At 66.9% G+C, this 14,315-nt stretch carries 12 protein-coding genes; 4 read left to right on the forward strand and 8 right to left on the reverse strand.

All coding sequences use genetic code 11. The features are described from left to right. Nucleotides 1–347: 347 nt before the first annotated feature. Together gmk and QKY98_RS03620 are read right to left on the reverse strand one after the other, a co-directional pair. Nucleotides 348–968: a guanylate kinase gene (gmk, locus tag QKY98_RS03615; RefSeq protein WP_007161416.1), complete on the reverse strand. Its 621-nt coding sequence runs from the start codon at nucleotides 966–968 to the stop codon at nucleotides 348–350. A 10-nt stretch (nucleotides 969–978) separates the two neighbouring features. Continuing rightward, a complete protein-coding gene (locus tag QKY98_RS03620; protein WP_284670344.1) occupies nucleotides 979–1,839 on the reverse strand; it encodes a YicC/YloC family endoribonuclease in 861 nt (286 codons plus the stop codon). A gap of 172 nt (nucleotides 1,840–2,011) precedes the next feature. On the opposite strand from QKY98_RS03620, the gene rph reads away from it, so the two are divergent. From rph to QKY98_RS03640, 4 genes are all read left to right on the forward strand, one after another. Further along, nucleotides 2,012–2,734, forward strand: coding sequence for a ribonuclease PH (gene rph / locus QKY98_RS03625; RefSeq protein WP_017639344.1), 723 nt, complete (start codon nucleotides 2,012–2,014; stop codon nucleotides 2,732–2,734). A 12-nt stretch (nucleotides 2,735–2,746) separates the two neighbouring features. Beyond that, a complete protein-coding gene (locus QKY98_RS03630; RefSeq protein WP_284670345.1) occupies nucleotides 2,747–3,109 on the forward strand; it encodes a DUF4870 domain-containing protein in 363 nt (120 codons plus the stop codon). 306 nt (nucleotides 3,110–3,415) lie between these two features. After that, nucleotides 3,416–4,714, forward strand: a complete 1,299-nt coding sequence (locus QKY98_RS03635; RefSeq protein WP_169854378.1) for an O-antigen ligase family protein — start codon at nucleotides 3,416–3,418, stop codon at nucleotides 4,712–4,714. Nucleotides 4,715–4,762: 48 nt separating this feature from the next. Then, nucleotides 4,763–6,667, forward strand: coding sequence for an acyltransferase family protein (locus tag QKY98_RS03640; RefSeq protein ID WP_284670346.1), 1,905 nt, complete (start codon nucleotides 4,763–4,765; stop codon nucleotides 6,665–6,667). Between the two features lie 84 nt (nucleotides 6,668–6,751). On the opposite strand, the gene garD is transcribed toward QKY98_RS03640, so the two are convergent. The 6 genes from garD to QKY98_RS03670 all read right to left on the reverse strand — a co-directional run bounded on the left by garD (nucleotide 6,752) and on the right by QKY98_RS03670 (nucleotide 14,295). Further along, nucleotides 6,752–8,308, reverse strand: coding sequence for a galactarate dehydratase (garD, locus tag QKY98_RS03645; protein ID WP_284670347.1), 1,557 nt, complete (start codon nucleotides 8,306–8,308; stop codon nucleotides 6,752–6,754). A 21-nt stretch (nucleotides 8,309–8,329) separates the two neighbouring features. Continuing rightward, on the reverse strand, nucleotides 8,330–9,688 hold the full coding sequence (locus QKY98_RS03650) for an MFS transporter (protein ID WP_007161423.1): 1,359 nt from the start codon (nucleotides 9,686–9,688) through the stop codon (nucleotides 8,330–8,332). 166 nt (nucleotides 9,689–9,854) lie between these two features. Further along, nucleotides 9,855–10,892 carry a LacI family DNA-binding transcriptional regulator gene (locus QKY98_RS03655; RefSeq protein WP_027600363.1) on the reverse strand — a complete coding sequence of 346 codons (1,038 nt, stop codon included), beginning with the start codon at nucleotides 10,890–10,892 and terminating at the stop codon, nucleotides 9,855–9,857. Between the two features lie 263 nt (nucleotides 10,893–11,155). After that, nucleotides 11,156–12,196 carry a threonine aldolase family protein gene (locus tag QKY98_RS03660; protein WP_007161425.1) on the reverse strand — a complete coding sequence of 347 codons (1,041 nt, stop codon included), beginning with the start codon at nucleotides 12,194–12,196 and terminating at the stop codon, nucleotides 11,156–11,158. After that, a complete protein-coding gene (locus QKY98_RS03665; protein WP_074583483.1) occupies nucleotides 12,193–14,004 on the reverse strand; it encodes an aminopeptidase P family protein in 1,812 nt (603 codons plus the stop codon). Before QKY98_RS03665 ends, QKY98_RS03660 begins: the two co-directional genes overlap by 4 nt. 120 nt (nucleotides 14,005–14,124) lie before the next feature. Next, nucleotides 14,125–14,295, reverse strand: a complete 171-nt coding sequence (locus tag QKY98_RS03670; RefSeq protein WP_284670348.1) for a hypothetical protein — start codon at nucleotides 14,293–14,295, stop codon at nucleotides 14,125–14,127. Nucleotides 14,296–14,315: the final 20 nt, after the last annotated feature.

The raw sequence follows: 14,315 nt of genomic DNA on the forward strand, positions 1-14,315 counted from the left end.
TCCGGAAAAAGCCTAGCCAAAGTTTCTTTAAACAAATAGTAACGAATGGCGAGCAGGCGAAAGCCGGTAGAAAGTCGCTGTTTTGATGCTTTTAAATAAGCATATAAAAAGCGACCTTACATTAGAGCAGAGCCAATAACCGTCAGCGGATGATCAATCTTGTCTGTGTAAAACCAGATAAATAGCGCGACTGCCAAAACATCGACAGGCGCCAGCCGCCCAAGCCAAGGCCCAGAAAAAATGTAACGAGATATTTCATGGCTTTGGAAGGGCGCCGGACGTCCTGCCGGCGGCCACGCGGGGAGCGGACAGCCCGCGCGCTGAAGGCGCGGGCCGCGAGGCAGGTATCAGCCCAGCAGATCCACCAGCAGATCGTCGTGGCGGCGTTGCTGACGATCCAGGCGCAGCTGGCGGGTGCGGAAGATCGACTTGAGGTCTTCCAGGGCGCTGGCGAAGTCGTCGTTGATGATCAGGTAGTCGTACTCGACATAGTGACTCATCTCGCTGACCGCCTCGCGCATGCGGCGCTCGATGATCTCGGCGCTGTCTTGGCCGCGGTTGTCCAGGCGCTGGCGCAGGGCGGCCTGGCTCGGCGGCAGGATGAAGATCGACTGGGCGTGGGGCAGCTTGCGACGGACCTGCTGGGCGCCCTGCCAGTCGATTTCCAGGATCAGGTCGTGGCCTTCGGCGAGGGTGCGCTCCAGGGCGGCCTGGGAGGTGCCGTAGTAGTTGCCGAACACCTCGGCGTGCTCGAGGAAGTCGCCGTGTTCGAGCAGGTTGGTAAAGGTCGCGCAATCGACGAAGTGGTAGTTCACCCCGTCGGCTTCACCCGGGCGCATGGCGCGGGTGGTGTGGGAGACCGACACGCGGATGTCGGGCAGGGCATCCAGCAGGGCCTTGACCAGGCTGGTCTTGCCGGCGCCGGAAGGCGCGGAAACGATGTAGAGGGTGCCGGGAAGGGCTGTCATGAAGGTCCGCCTATTCGATGTTCTGCACTTGCTCACGCATCTGTTCGATGAGCACCTTGAGATTGATGGCCGCCTGGGAGGCCCGGGCGTCGATGGCCTTGGAACCCAGGGTATTGGCCTCGCGATTGAGTTCCTGCATGAGGAAATCCAGCCGCCGGCCGGCCGCGCCGCTGCCCGCCAGGACCCGCCGCACCTCGGCCACATGGGTCTCCAGACGATCCAGCTCTTCGGCTACGTCGCTCTTCTGCGCCAGCAGCACCAGTTCCTGCTCCAGCCGCGCCGGTTCGAACTCGACGCCCGCCTCGGCGCAGCGCTCGAGGATACGGCGCCGTTGCAGGGCCAGCAGCTCGGGCAGCAGCGCGCGCAGGGTCGCCACCTCCGCCAGCACCTGGTCCAGGCGTTCCTCGATCAGGCGCGCCAGTTCGCGGCCCTCGCGCTGCCGGCCGTCGAGCAATTCATCCAGAGCCGCCTCGAACAGCGCCAGGGTCTGGGCCTTGAGTTCGGCGCCATCCACCTCGGCGCCCGCCAGCACCCCGGGCCAGGCCAGCACGGCCAGGGGATCGAGCTTGGCCGGGCGCGCGATCAGCGCGGCGACGTCTTCGGCGGCGGCCACCAGCTGCGCGGCGCGGCGGGCATCGACGCGCAGGGCCAAGCTCTCGTCGCGCTCCTCGCGCAGCACGCACTCCAGCTTGCCCCGCGACAGGCGCCGGCGCAGCGCCTCGCGCACGCCGGACTCCAGATCGCGAAAGGTCTCCGGCAGCCGCAGGTGGGGCTCCAGATAGCGGTGATTGACCGAGCGCAACTCCCAGCTCAGGGTGCCCTGGGGCCCCGGCCGCTCGACCCGGGCGAACGCCGTCATGCTGTGCACCATGGCAGGATCCTCGTCTGACGATGCGTGGATCTGGGGCGATCCCGAGCGACCACGCATGTAAAACGCACGATTCTAGCGCACCTGATCGGAGCGACCCAATGCATCCGTGTCGCATGAGCCGGACGCTCCCTATACTATGGACCTGATATCTACGCCTTACAGGAAGCCCGCAATGAAGCGTCCCAGTGGCCGCGCCGCCGATCAGCTGCGCCCCATCCGCATCACCCGTCAGTACACCAAGCACGCCGAGGGTTCGGTCCTGGTGGAATTCGGCGATACCAAGGTGATCTGCACCGCCAGCGTCGAGGCCGGGGTGCCGCGCTTTCTCAAGGGCAAGGGCCAGGGCTGGCTCACCGCCGAGTACGGCATGCTGCCGCGCGCGACCGGCGAGCGGAACCAGCGGGAAGCCGCCAAGGGCAAGCAGGGCGGTCGGACCCTGGAGATCCAGCGGCTGATCGGTCGTTCGCTGCGCGCCGCCGTCGACCTGTCCAAGCTGGGCGAGAACACCATCTATATCGACTGCGACGTGATCCAGGCCGACGGCGGTACCCGCACCGCCTCGGTGACCGGTGCCTGCGTGGCCTTGGTCGATGCCCTGGGCGCGCTCAAGCGCCGCGGCAACCTCAAGGGCAATCCGCTCAAGCAGATGGTGGCCGCCATCTCCGTGGGCATCTACCAGGGCACCCCGGTGCTCGACCTGGATTACCTGGAAGACTCCGCCGCCGAGACCGATCTCAACGTGATCATGACCGACGCCGGTGGCTTCATCGAGGTGCAGGGCACCGCCGAAGGCGCGCCCTTCCAGCCGGCCGAACTCAACGCCATGCTCGAACTGGCCCAGGGTGGCCTGCGCGACCTGTTCGAGCTCCAGCAAGCCGCCCTGCGCGGCGAGTAAGGAAGCCCGCTCATGCACGATCTCGTCCCCGCCCCCAGCGCCGAAGCCCGGCGCTGGGCCATGCTCTGCCACTACGCCGCCTTCCTGGGCTTCGTGGTGCCCTTCATCGGTAACGTCATAGGTCCGCTGGTGGTCTGGCAGTTCAAGCGCGAGGACGACCCCTTCATCGACCGCCAGGGCAAGGAGGCGCTGAACTTCCAGCTCACCGTCACCCTGCTGCACATGATCTGCTGGCTGCTGGTGTGGGTGCTGATCGGCTTTCCGCTGATACTGCTGGTGGCCTGCGTGGCCTTCGTGCTGACGGTGATCGCCGGCATCAAGGCCAACCAGGGCCGCGATTACCGCTATCCCCTGACCTGGCGGATGGTGAAGTAGCGGGCTTTTTGTGGCCTGCTTCTGATATCCGCGTTGAGGATTTCCGGTCGGCCCGGCGCCGTTTGACAGGCGCCGGAAGCCCTCCGCTATCATCCCCGCGTCGTACCTTTTTCCACCTGTCGCCCGTGGCCGTTCCTGACCGCCATGGGCGGTAGCGTGCCTGCCTTTCGCTTGCAGACCTCATCCAGCCCAGGGACAACGCCAAGGTGGCGAGCCCTCGCGCTGGTTATCGCTTTCGCGCCTTTCACGTCAGCGCAGCGGCCGCCCACGGCCCGCTGCCTCGGCATCAACCCAGGGATGATGATCATGTCGGCCGTAGTCGCCCCCCCGCAATCGGCGTTCCAGCAGGCTTTGTCCTGGCGCTATTCGACCCTCGCGGTCTGGACCGCCATCTCGCTGCTGTTCGTCGAGACCTTTTCCGGCGCCCTGCGCTACTACCTCGACATGGCCGGTGCCTCGGCGCTGATCTACCTGCCCAAGATCGCCTGCCTGGCGCTCTTCGCCCTGCAACTGGCCACCGCCAAGCTACCGCGCATCCTCTGGGTGGCCCTGCTCAGCATCCCGGCCTATGCGGCCCTGGCGTTGCTGCATGGCGCCAGCATCAACAACGTCTTCTTCTCGCTGTTCGTCTACAGCCCACTGCTGTTCGGCCTGCTCTGCGGCCGCGAGCTGCTGGAGCAGCGACGCCTGCTCGGCCGGGTGGTGCTGGGTCTGCTGATCGCCTCGCTCATCGGCATCCTGCTGGACAAGTACACCTCCGTCCCCTGGAAGGGCTACAGCTACACCCTGGGTGGCAACGACATCGCCGGCAACACCAACTGGATGGCCGGCGAGGCCGACCGCATCGCCGGTTTCGCCCGCGTGTCCAACGTCCTGGCCGCCCTGATCGCCGTCTACTGCCTCTATCTCTCCTATTTCGCGCGCTCCTACACGCTCTGGCTGCTGATGGCCCTGACCGGCCTGTTCGGCATCCTGCTGACCACCAGCAAGGCCCCGGCTGCGGCCTTCGCCTTCACCCTGATGCTGATGCTGGGCCGGCGCTTCCCGTGGTCCACCTACCTGCTGTTGCTGCTCGGCGTGGTGGGCGGCCTGCTGCTGCCGATCCTGAGCCTGATCCGCGACTTCGATCCCCATGTGGTCACCAGCGACAGCGGCCTGGCCTCCTTCTACGACCGCCTGGTCAACACCTGGCCCAACGTGGTCGAGGTCATGAGCGAACCCGGCTGGACCCTGACCGGCGCCGGCTTCGGCATGTTCGGCAGCACCATGGCCGCCTTCCCGGTGCCAGGCCTGGACCTGATGGTCAACTGCGACAGCAGCGTGGTCTATCTGTGGTGCGTGTTCGGCGTGGTCGGCATCGCTCTATACTGCCTGCAGCTGCCGCTGTTCATCCGTCTGTACCTCAATCGCGACCGTGAAAGCCAAACTCTGCTGGCCATCGCCTTCTGTCTCTGCCTGATCGGCTGGACCACCGACCTCTTCGAGATCGGCGTGGCCAACCTGTTCATCGGCATCACCCTGGGCTATCTGCTGCTCAAGCCCAAGACCGACCCCGGCCTGCACCTGGTCCGCCCGGCACCGGAAACCCTGGCCCCCCACGCCTAGCCCGACGCCTCCTTCTCTCGCCTTCCCCTTGCTGCCCGGATGCCGCTCATGGACTTCAGGAAAGATATCAATGGGCTACGCGCGATCGCCGTGATCGCCGTCGTCCTCTTCCACTTCAATGCCGACTGGCTACCGGGCGGTTTCGCCGGGGTCGACGTCTTCTTCGTCATCTCCGGCTTCCTGATCACCGGGATCATCTTTCGCGCCCTCGAACAGCAGCGCTTCCGCCTGTCCGCCTTCTACCTGTCCCGCGTCCGCCGCATCGTGCCGGCGCTGGCGGTACTCTGCGCCGTGCTGTTGATTGCCGGCTGGTTCTTCCTGCTGCCCAACGCCTATGGCGAACTGGGCAAGCACGTGGCGAGCAGCCTGGGTTTCGTTTCCAACCTGGTCTACTGGAAGGAAGCCGGCTACTTCACCGCCGCGGCCCATGAGAAATGGCTGCTGCACACCTGGTCGCTGTCGGTGGAATGGCAGTTCTACCTGGTCTATCCGCTGATCCTGGTGCTGCTGTCCAAGCTGGTGTCGCTCAAGACCCTGCGGGTGCTGATCCTGCTCGCCACCGCGGCCGGCTTCGCCTTCGCCGTCACCGCCTCCCTGCTCTGGCCGGAAGCGGCCTTCTATCTGCTGCCGACCCGTGCCTGGGAGCTGATGGTGGGCGGCGTCGCCTATCTCTTCCCGCTGCAACTCGCCGCCCGCTCGCGCCGGCTGCTGGAAGGCGCCGGGCTGATCGCCTTGGCAGTGGGTTTCCTGACGCTCGCCGAAGGCGATGTCTGGCCGGGCTATCTGGCGCTGATCCCGGTGCTTGGCACTGCCGCCATCATCCTGGCCGCCCGCCAGGATTCGCTGGTCACCGGCAACGGTTTCTCCCAGTGGACCGGCACCCTCTCCTACTCGCTCTACCTCTGGCACTGGCCGGTGGTGGTGTTCATGAGCTATGCCGGCCTGCTCGACAAGACGCCGCACCTGCTGCTGGGCATCGCCGCCTCCTTCGCCCTGGGTTGGGCTTCCTACACCCTGGTGGAGACCCGTGCCTCGCGCCGCAAGGGCCAGAGCGGTGCAGCGCTGGCCACCGGCACCGGCCTGCTCGCCACCCTGTTCCTCAGTGCGGGCGCGGTGAACGCCACCGACGGTGCCATCACGCCGCTGCGCAGCATCAGCCAGTCGGACCGCGCGCAATTCGTGCAGGAATACCTGGATCGCCAGAAGAATCTCCACGACCTCTACTGGCTCAAGTGCGACGCCTATTCGGCCTTTACCCAACGCCACCAGGACGCCATCGACCCCAGCTGCACCCACGGCCAGGGCAAGGGTGGTCTCTTCGTCTGGGGCGATTCCCATGCCCAGGCCCTGTCCTTCGGCTTGCGCAGCCTGCTGCCGGCCGGCCTGCCCTACTACCAGGTGGCCTCGGCGAGCTGCAAGCCGCGCCTCACCGACGACATGGGTCGGCAAACCGAGACGCGAGTGACCTGCAACTACTCCAATCGCACCGCCCTGGAAGCCATTCAGCGCCTGCGTCCGGAGGTGGTGGTCATGGCGCAGAAGGCCGACCACGAAAAGACCGACTGGAACGCCATCACCGAGCGTCTGCAAAGCTATGGCGTCAAGCGCATCGTGCTGCTCGGCCCCGTTCCCCAGTGGAGTCCGTCGCTGCCCAGCGTCATCGCCATCCGCCACTGGGGCAGCACCGATGACCACATCGCCGACTCCGCCCTGGATCGCCACGTCCTCGCCACCGACCAGGCCATGCGCCAGGCCAGGCTCCCGGCAGGACTGGAGTACATCTCCCTGGTGCAACGACTCTGCGTCGAGGATGCCTGCCGGGTACGGGCTGCGGATGGCCGCACCCTAATGCAGATCGATGATGGTCACCTGAGCGACAAGGGCTCGCTGTTCATCGTCGGCCATTACCTGCTGCCCAGTCTGCAACTGACGGCGGCCACTGCCCAGCGCTAGGGCGCCGACCGCACGCCAGCTTCCTGGCTCCATGAAAAAAGGCCGACCCCATCGGGGTCGGCCTTTTTTATTGCCGTGGCAGGATCAGGTCACCGGCGCCGGATTGAACAGCGCCAGGTCGTTGTGCAGGCGATGGCGCTCGGCCCAGGTCTGGCGGCGGCCGCTGGCCACGTCCAGGTAGCACTGGAAGATCTCCCAGCCCATCTCCTCCAGCGACAGCCGCCCGCTCACCACCCGACCGGCATCGATGTCGATCAGGTCCGGCCAGCGCTCGGCCAGCTGGGTGCGGGTCGAGACCTTGATCACCGGCACCATGGACAGTCCGTAGGGGGTGCCGCGACCGGTGGTGAAGATGTGCAGGTTCATGCCCGCGGCCAGTTGCAGGGTGCCGCAGATGAAGTCGCTGGCCGGGGTGGCAGCGAAGTACAGGCCCTTGCCACGGATCTTCTCGCCGGGCGCGATGACCCCGGCGATGGGGCTGGTACCCGACTTGGCGATCGACCCCATGGCCTTTTCGACGATGTTGTTCAGCCCGCCCTTCTTGTTGCCAGGGGTGGTATTGGCACTGCGATCGGCCATGCCCCGCTCCAGGTAGCGGTCGTACCAGTCCATCTCGCGGATCAGGGCGTCGGCTACCTCCGGGGTGGCGGCGCGCGGGGTCAGCAGGTGGATGCCGTCGCGCACCTCGGTATTCTCGGAAAACATCACGGTGGCGCCGGCCCGCACCAGCAGATCGGCGGCCACGCCCAGGGCCGGATTGGCGGTGATCCCGGAGAAGGCGTCGCTGCCGCCGCACTGCATGCCCACCACCAGTTCGGACGCTGGTACCGTTTCACGGCGGCGCTGATCGAGCACCTCCAGACGCGCTTCGATCAGCCCCATGATCTGCTCGACCATGCCGGCGAAGCCGTTGGCCGAGTCCTGCAGGCGGAACAGCCAGTCTTCTTCGTTCTGCCCGGCGGTGAGGTCATCGCCCGGCATCAGCTGGCTGGCCTGCAGCTTCTCGCAACCCAGGCCGATGACCAGCGCCTGGCCGCCGAAGTTGGGGTTGCGGCTGATGTTGTGCAGGGTACGGATGGGGATCACCGCATCCGGGGCATTGATGGCCACCCCGCAGCCGTAGCTGTGGGACAGCGGCACCACGTCGTCGACATTGGGGTAGCGCGGCAGGATCTCCTTGCGTACCCGCTCCACGCAATGGTCCAGCACCCCCACCACGCACTGCACGGTGGTGGTCACCGCCAGGATGTTGCGGGTGCCGACGCTGCCGTCCGGATTGCGAAAGCCCTCGAAGGTGTAGCCTTCCAGAGGTTCGCCGACCTGACCGGGCGCGGTGGCCTTGGGCAGGTTGTCCAGCGCCGGCGGCTCCGGCATGCGCAGCAGGGCCTCGGTGATCCAGCTGCCCGCGGGAACGTCCTGCAGGGCGTAGCCGATGACCTCGCCATAGCGCACCACCTCGACACCTTCCCTGAGGTCCACCAGGGAGACCTTGTGACTCTGGGGAATGGCCTCGACCGTGGTCAGGCCATCGGCGAAGGCGGTGCCGGCGGCCACGCCGGGTTCGTTGACCACCACCCCGACGTTGTCCTGAGGATGGAGCTTGATGTAGCGCGGCGAATCACGGTGATCGATCAGGTTCATGTTCTTATCCTCTGCCGGGGCTCAGGCCCGGGCCGGGTCAGGCTGGGTCGCGCCCAGGATCTCGCCATCGGCGGTACGCAGCTCGACGCGCTGGATGCGACCGACGATGAACAGGTAGCTGAACACCGCCACCAGGGCATTGGCCCCGACATAGACCAGCGCCCACTTGAAGGAGCCGGTGGCGGCGATGAGATAGCCGATGACGATGGGGGTGGTGATGGAGGCCAGGTTGCCGAAGGTGTTGAACAGGCCGCCGGAGAGCCCGGCGATCTGCTTGGGCGAGGTGTCCGCCACCACCGCCCAGCCGAGGGCGCCGATGCCCTTGCCGAAGAAGGCCAGGGTCATGAAGCCCACCACCATCCAGTCGGCGTCGACGTAATTGCAGAAGATCATGCTGGTGGAGAGCAGCAGGCCGCAGACGATGGGCAGCTTGCGGGCGAAGGTCAGGGAATGGCCGCGCCGCAGCAGGTAGTCGGAGATCACCCCGCCGAGCACGCCGCCGATGAAGCCGCAGATCGCCGGCAGCGAGGCGATGAAACCGGCCTTGAGGATGGTCATGCCGCGCTCCTGCACTAGGTACACCGGGAACCAGGTCAGGAAGAAATAGGTGATGGCGTTGATGCAGTACTGGCCCAGGTAGACGCCGAGCATCATGCGATTGGTCAGCAGCTGGGTGATGTAGTGCCACTTGGGGCCGCCACCCTGCTGGCGGGCGCCGTTGTCCATGTCCACCAGACCGCCGTTGTCACGGATGTGCGCCAGCTCCGCGGCGTTGATGCGCGGATGCTCCTTGGGGTTGTGGATGTACTTCAGCCAGACCCCGGAGAAGAGGATGCCCAGGGCGCCCATGATGACGAAGACGTGCTCCCAGCCGAAGTGGAAGACGATGCCGCCCATGATCGGCGCGAACAGCGCGGTGGCGAAATACTGCGCCGAGTTGAAGATGGCCGAGGCGGTGCCGCGTTCGGCGGTGGGGAACCAGGCGGCGACGATGCGCGCGTTGCCCGGGAAGGACGGTGCCTCGGCCAGGCCGACCAGGAATCTCAGCATGAACAGGGTGGTCACCGCCCAGGCCACCGGCAGGCCGCCGACCAGCCCCTGCAGCAGGGTGAACAGCGACCAGAAGAAGATGCTGCCGGCATAGACCTTCTTCGAACCGAAGCGATCCAGCAGCCAGCCGCCGGGAATCTGCCCGGCCACATAGGCCCAACCGAAGGCGGAGAAGATATAGCCGAGGGTGACGGCGCTGATGCCGAGGTCCTTCTGCAGGCTGGAGCCGGCGATGGCGATGGTGGCGCGGTCGGCGTAGTTGATGGTGGTCACCACGAACAGCATCAACAGGATCAGGTAGCGCACCCGGGTGGGTCTTGTGGCATCCATGGGGATCCCTCTTGCGTGATTGTTTTTATTGAAGGTGCGAGTCACCGGATGATTGCGCAATCATATCCTGATGCGACAACCTGACTCAGCCCTGGCGTTTGCCCAAGACTAAGGCATGATTGCGCAACCATACAAGTATGACGTCTAACAACTTAAGCACCGATGGTCAGGTCGTGGCGCGGTCGATGATATGGAAACCGGTGTCGATGCGCACCGCCTCCCGGGCACCATCGCCCAAGTCGAACCGCCGCAGCAACGCCTCTGCCGCCAGGGTACCCATGCGATCGCCCTCGACGCTGACCGAGGACAGCGCCGGGTGCATCTGGGCGGCGCTGGAGAGATTGCCGAAGCCCAGTACCGCCAGGTCCTCGGGCAGGCGCAGACCGCGGCTGGCGGCTTCCGCCATGACGCCCTGGGCGACGGTGTCCGAGCTGCACACCACCACGTCGAAGGCCTCGTCACGGGCCAGCAGCTGGCGCAGGCCCGCCCGTCCGGACTCCACCAGCGCCGGCGCCGGCAGGATCTCCAGCGGTGGTTCCGCCACGCCCAGCTCGGCCAGCCGCGCGACCAGGCTGCGACAGCGCCGCAGGGCGCGGGGGTCGTCCACCGAGACCACGGCGAAGCGCCGATAGCCACGGGCGTGCAGATGCTCGGCCTGGGCGCGCCCCACGGCTTCGTGGGAAAAGCCCACCTGCATGTCCAGGGGGTCTTCACCGAGGTCCCAGGACTCCACCACCGGAATGCCAGCCTGGGCCAGGCGCTGCCGACTGGCGGCGGTGTGCAGGGTACCGGTCAGCACGATGCCATCGGGCTTGCGCCCCAGCACCGCGGCCAGCAGCTGCTCCTCCTGTTCGGCGCTGTAGCCGGTCAGGCCGAGCAGGGTCTGGTAGCCGGCCTGGGACAGCCGTGCCATCAACGCCTGGACGGTCTCGGCGAAGATGGAGTGAACGATCGTCGGCACGAACAGCGCCACCAGGCGACTGCGATTGGAGGCCAGGCCGCCGGCCAGCAGATTGGGCACGTAGCCGGTGGCCTGCACCGCCGCCAGCACCTTCTCCCGCGCCGCCTCGCTGACGATCTCCGGTCGATTCAGCGCCCGCGAGACGGTGATCGGCGACACCCCGGCGACCCGGGCCACGTCGATGAGCGTGGGGGCAGCGGAATTGACCGCGGTAGAGAGGGCTTTGCTGGACTTCTTGGCCATGAATCGCTGGAGACGAGGAAGAGATCGGCCATGGTAACGGTTGGTGCGGGCGGCGTCCCCGGAGAACACCGGAGCGTGGAAAACCGCGCAGCGTTTTCCACCTGGGAATGGGCAGCGACGGATGAGAGAGCATCGAATCCCGTAGGAGCGGCCCATGGCCGCGATAAAGCCAGCGCCAGGTCTGATCGCGGCCATGGCGGTCCGCCGATGCGGCCGCTCCTACAGTTTAAGCAGCCATCGCACCGCCACGGCCGCGCTGCGCCCTACCCGCCCATCGCCGTCCGAATGTCCGCCGCCAGCTCCAGTACCCGCGCCTCTTCGGTATCCCAGGAGCACATGAAACGCGCCCCGCCGCTGCCGATGAAGGTGTAGAAGCGCCAGCCGCGGGCGCGCAGGAATTCCAGCGCCGGTTCGGAGAGCTGCAGGAACACCGAGTTGGCCTCCACCGGGAACATGAAGTCCACGCCGGGCACCCCGCGCACCCGCTCGGCGAGCAGCTGGGCCATGGCATTGGCGTGGCGGGCGTGGCGCAGCCAGGTGTCGTTTTCCAGCACGCCAAGCCAGGGCGCGGAGAGGAATCTCATCTTGGACGCCAGCTGGCCGGCCTGCTTGCAGCGGTATTCGAAGTCCTCGGCCAGCTCGCGGTTGAAGAAAAGGATCGCCTCCCCCACCGCCATGCCGCTCTTGGTGCCACCAAAGCAGAGCACGTCGACGCCGGCCTTCCAGGTCACCTCGGCCGGGGTGCAGCCCAGGCCGGCCACGGCATTGGAAAAGCGCGAGCCGTCCATGTGCAGGTGCAGGCCGAGGTCGCGGCAGGTGGCGCTGATGGCCTGCAATTCGTTGAGGCCATAGAGGGTACCCACCTCGGTGGCCTGGGTGACGGTCACTGCCCGCGGCTTGGGAAAGTGGATGTCGGCGCGCTTGGTGGCGATCTGCTGGATGGCGCCCGGGGTCAGCTTGCCCTGGTGGGCCGGTGCCAGCAGCAGCTTGGAGCCGTTGGAAAAGAATTCCGGCGCGCCGCATTCGTCGGTCTCGACGTGGGCGGTGTCGGAGCAGATCACGCTGTGGTAGCTCTGGCACAGCGCCGCCAGGGCCAGGGAGTTGGCCGCGGTGCCGTTGAAGGCGAAGAACACCTCGCAGTCGGTCTCGAACAGCTGGCGAAAGCGATCGGCGGCGCGCGCCGTCCAGGTGTCGTTGCCATAGGCGGTCTCGTGGCCGACGTTGGCCGCGGCCATGGCGGCCCAGGCTTCCGGGCAGATGCCGGAATAGTTGTCACTGGCGAATTGCTGGGCGTTGCTGCTCATCGGGCAGTCCTCGCGACGGGTTCGGTGCGGGCCAGCAGCCAGTCGCGCGCGGCGCCCTCGACCAGCGGCAGCACGCGGCGGCGGACCTCGGCGTGATAGCCATCCAGCCAGTCCAGCTCGTCGCTGCGCAGCAGCGCCAGATCCAGGCAGCGGGTGTCCAGCGGACAGAGGGTCAGGGTCTCGAAGGCCAGGAAATCGCCGAATTCGGTGGTTTCCGCGCGGGTGCACAGGAGCAGGTTCTCCAGCCGCACGCCCCACTGGCCGGGGCGATAGATGCCCGGTTCGTTGGAGGTGATCATGCCCTCGCGCAGGACATGGTGCGGGGTGACCGTGGCATAGAAGGAAATCGACTGCGGTCCCTCGTGCACATTGAGGAAGTAACCCACGCCATGGCCGGTGCCGTGGCCGTAGTCGATGCCGGCGGCCCAGATCGGCTCGCGCGCCAGGGCGTCGAGCATGGGCGCGGCGACGCCGGCCGGAAAGCGTGCCCGCGACAGCGCCAGCATGCCCTTGAGCACCAGGGTGAAATCGCGCTTCTGGGCGGCGCTGGGGGTGCCGATGGGCACCACCCGGGTGATGTCGGTGGTGCCGCCCAGGTACTGGCCGCCACTGTCGATCAGCAGCAAGCCGTCGCCCTGGAGTTCGGCATGGGCCTCCTCGGTCGCCCGGTAGTGCGGCAGGGCGCCACCGGCGTTGAAGCCGGCGATGGTGGCGAAGCTCAGAGAGACGAAGTTGGGGCGCGCCGCGCGGGCCTCGCTCAGCCAGTCGTCCACGGTCAGCTCGGTGAGGCGCTCGCCACGGGCCAGGGCCGCTTCGAAACGGGCGAAGAAGACGCACAGCGCGGCGCCGTCCTCTTCCATGGCCATGCGCACCTGGGCCACCTCCTCGGCGGTCTTGCAGGCCTTGAGCAGGGTCGAGGGATTGATCTGCTCGTGCCGCTCGACCCCCTGGGGCGCGGCCTCGGCCAGCCCGAGGGTGACCCGCGCCGGGTCCACCAGCAGGCGACTGCCGGCCGGCAGCCGGGCCAGCTCGGCGGCCGCCTGGTGGTAGTCGGCCAGGGTCACGCCATCCGCCACCAGGGCCGTGCGGATCTCGGCCGGCACCTTGGCCGGGTCGATGAACAGCTGGCAGCTGTCGCTACCCAGCAGCACATGGGCGAGGAACACCGGGTTGTAGGGCACGTCGGCGCCGCGCAGGTTGAGCAGCCAGGCGATGTCGTCCAGCGAGGAGATGAAATGCCAGTCGGCCTTGGCGTCCTTCAGCTTCTCGCGCACCTGGGCGAGCTTGGCGCTGCGCGGCTGGGGGGCCTGGGGGGCGGCATGGGCATAGACCGGCGCCGCCGGCAGCGCGGGGCGCTCGCGCCAGATCGCCGCCAGCGGGTCGAGATCGGTCCGCAGCTGGATACCCTTGGGCTCCAGCGCGCGGCGCAGGGCCGCCGCTGCGCCGAGCGACAGCACCTGGCCGTCCACCAGTACCGTGCCGCCAGCGGGCACCTGGTCGGCCAGCCACTGCAGGTGGGCCTGGGGCTGGCTGGCGACCTGCTTCATCAGGTCGATGCCGCTGCCCGCCAGCTCCTGGGTGGCCTGCTCCCAGTAGCGGCTGTCGGTCCAGACGCCGGCGGCCTCGCGGGTCACCAGCAGCAACCCGGCGGAGCCGGTGAAACCGGACAGCCAGGCACGGCCCTGCCAGTGTTCCGGCAGGTATTCGGATAGATGGGGATCGGCGCTGGGGATCAGGCAGGCATCGGCGCCCTGCTCGGCCAGGAAGGCGCGCAGGTCGGCAAGTCGTTGAGCGGAAGTGGCGGTCATGAGCACCTCGACAAGGTCAGGGGCTCAGTGTGCCGCAGATATAAAAAAGCCGCACCCAAAGGGTGCGGCGGAGAAAGACCAAAGGAGCAAGGAGGGGTGGTCTTTCGAAAGCGGAGCGGCTCAGCGACGCGCGTCGGCGGTGGGAGCGGCCTGATCGCCGTAGTGCTGCATGGCGGCATGATTCTGATCGACCAGCTTGTATCTCAGGCTGGGATTGTCGTCGGCAGCGGCGAACTGGGTGGCGGTCAGGGCGGCAAGGGTCAGCAACAGGGCAGACAGAGAACGTTTCATGGCGAACTCCTCAAAGGTCG

The sequence above is a fragment of the Pseudomonas sp. HR1 genome (assembly GCF_030175875.1).
Taxonomy (GTDB): Bacteria; Pseudomonadota; Gammaproteobacteria; order Pseudomonadales; family Pseudomonadaceae; genus Chryseomonas; species Chryseomonas oryzihabitans.

What these genes read in the sequence shown, in the direction of transcription:
- QKY98_RS03620 (WP_284670344.1), bottom strand. Translation starts at nt 1,839, where the DNA reads ATGGTGCACAGCATGACGGCGTTCGCCCGGGTCGAGCGGCCGGGGCCC.
- garD (WP_284670347.1), bottom strand. Translation starts at nt 8,308, where the DNA reads ATGAACCTGATCGATCACCGTGATTCGCCGCGCTACATCAAGCTCCAT.
- QKY98_RS03635 (WP_169854378.1), top strand. Translation starts at nt 3,416, where the DNA reads ATGTCGGCCGTAGTCGCCCCCCCGCAATCGGCGTTCCAGCAGGCTTTG.
- rph (WP_017639344.1), top strand. Translation starts at nt 2,012, where the DNA reads ATGAAGCGTCCCAGTGGCCGCGCCGCCGATCAGCTGCGCCCCATCCGC.
- QKY98_RS03670 (WP_284670348.1), bottom strand. Translation starts at nt 14,295, where the DNA reads ATGAAACGTTCTCTGTCTGCCCTGTTGCTGACCCTTGCCGCCCTGACC.
- QKY98_RS03655 (WP_027600363.1), bottom strand. Translation starts at nt 10,892, where the DNA reads ATGGCCAAGAAGTCCAGCAAAGCCCTCTCTACCGCGGTCAATTCCGCT.
- QKY98_RS03650 (WP_007161423.1), bottom strand. Translation starts at nt 9,688, where the DNA reads ATGGATGCCACAAGACCCACCCGGGTGCGCTACCTGATCCTGTTGATG.
- QKY98_RS03665 (WP_074583483.1), bottom strand. Translation starts at nt 14,004, where the DNA reads ATGACCGCCACTTCCGCTCAACGACTTGCCGACCTGCGCGCCTTCCTG.
- gmk (WP_007161416.1), bottom strand. Translation starts at nt 968, where the DNA reads ATGACAGCCCTTCCCGGCACCCTCTACATCGTTTCCGCGCCTTCCGGC.
- QKY98_RS03640 (WP_284670346.1), top strand. Translation starts at nt 4,763, where the DNA reads ATGGACTTCAGGAAAGATATCAATGGGCTACGCGCGATCGCCGTGATC.
- QKY98_RS03630 (WP_284670345.1), top strand. Translation starts at nt 2,747, where the DNA reads ATGCACGATCTCGTCCCCGCCCCCAGCGCCGAAGCCCGGCGCTGGGCC.
- QKY98_RS03660 (WP_007161425.1), bottom strand. Translation starts at nt 12,196, where the DNA reads ATGAGCAGCAACGCCCAGCAATTCGCCAGTGACAACTATTCCGGCATC.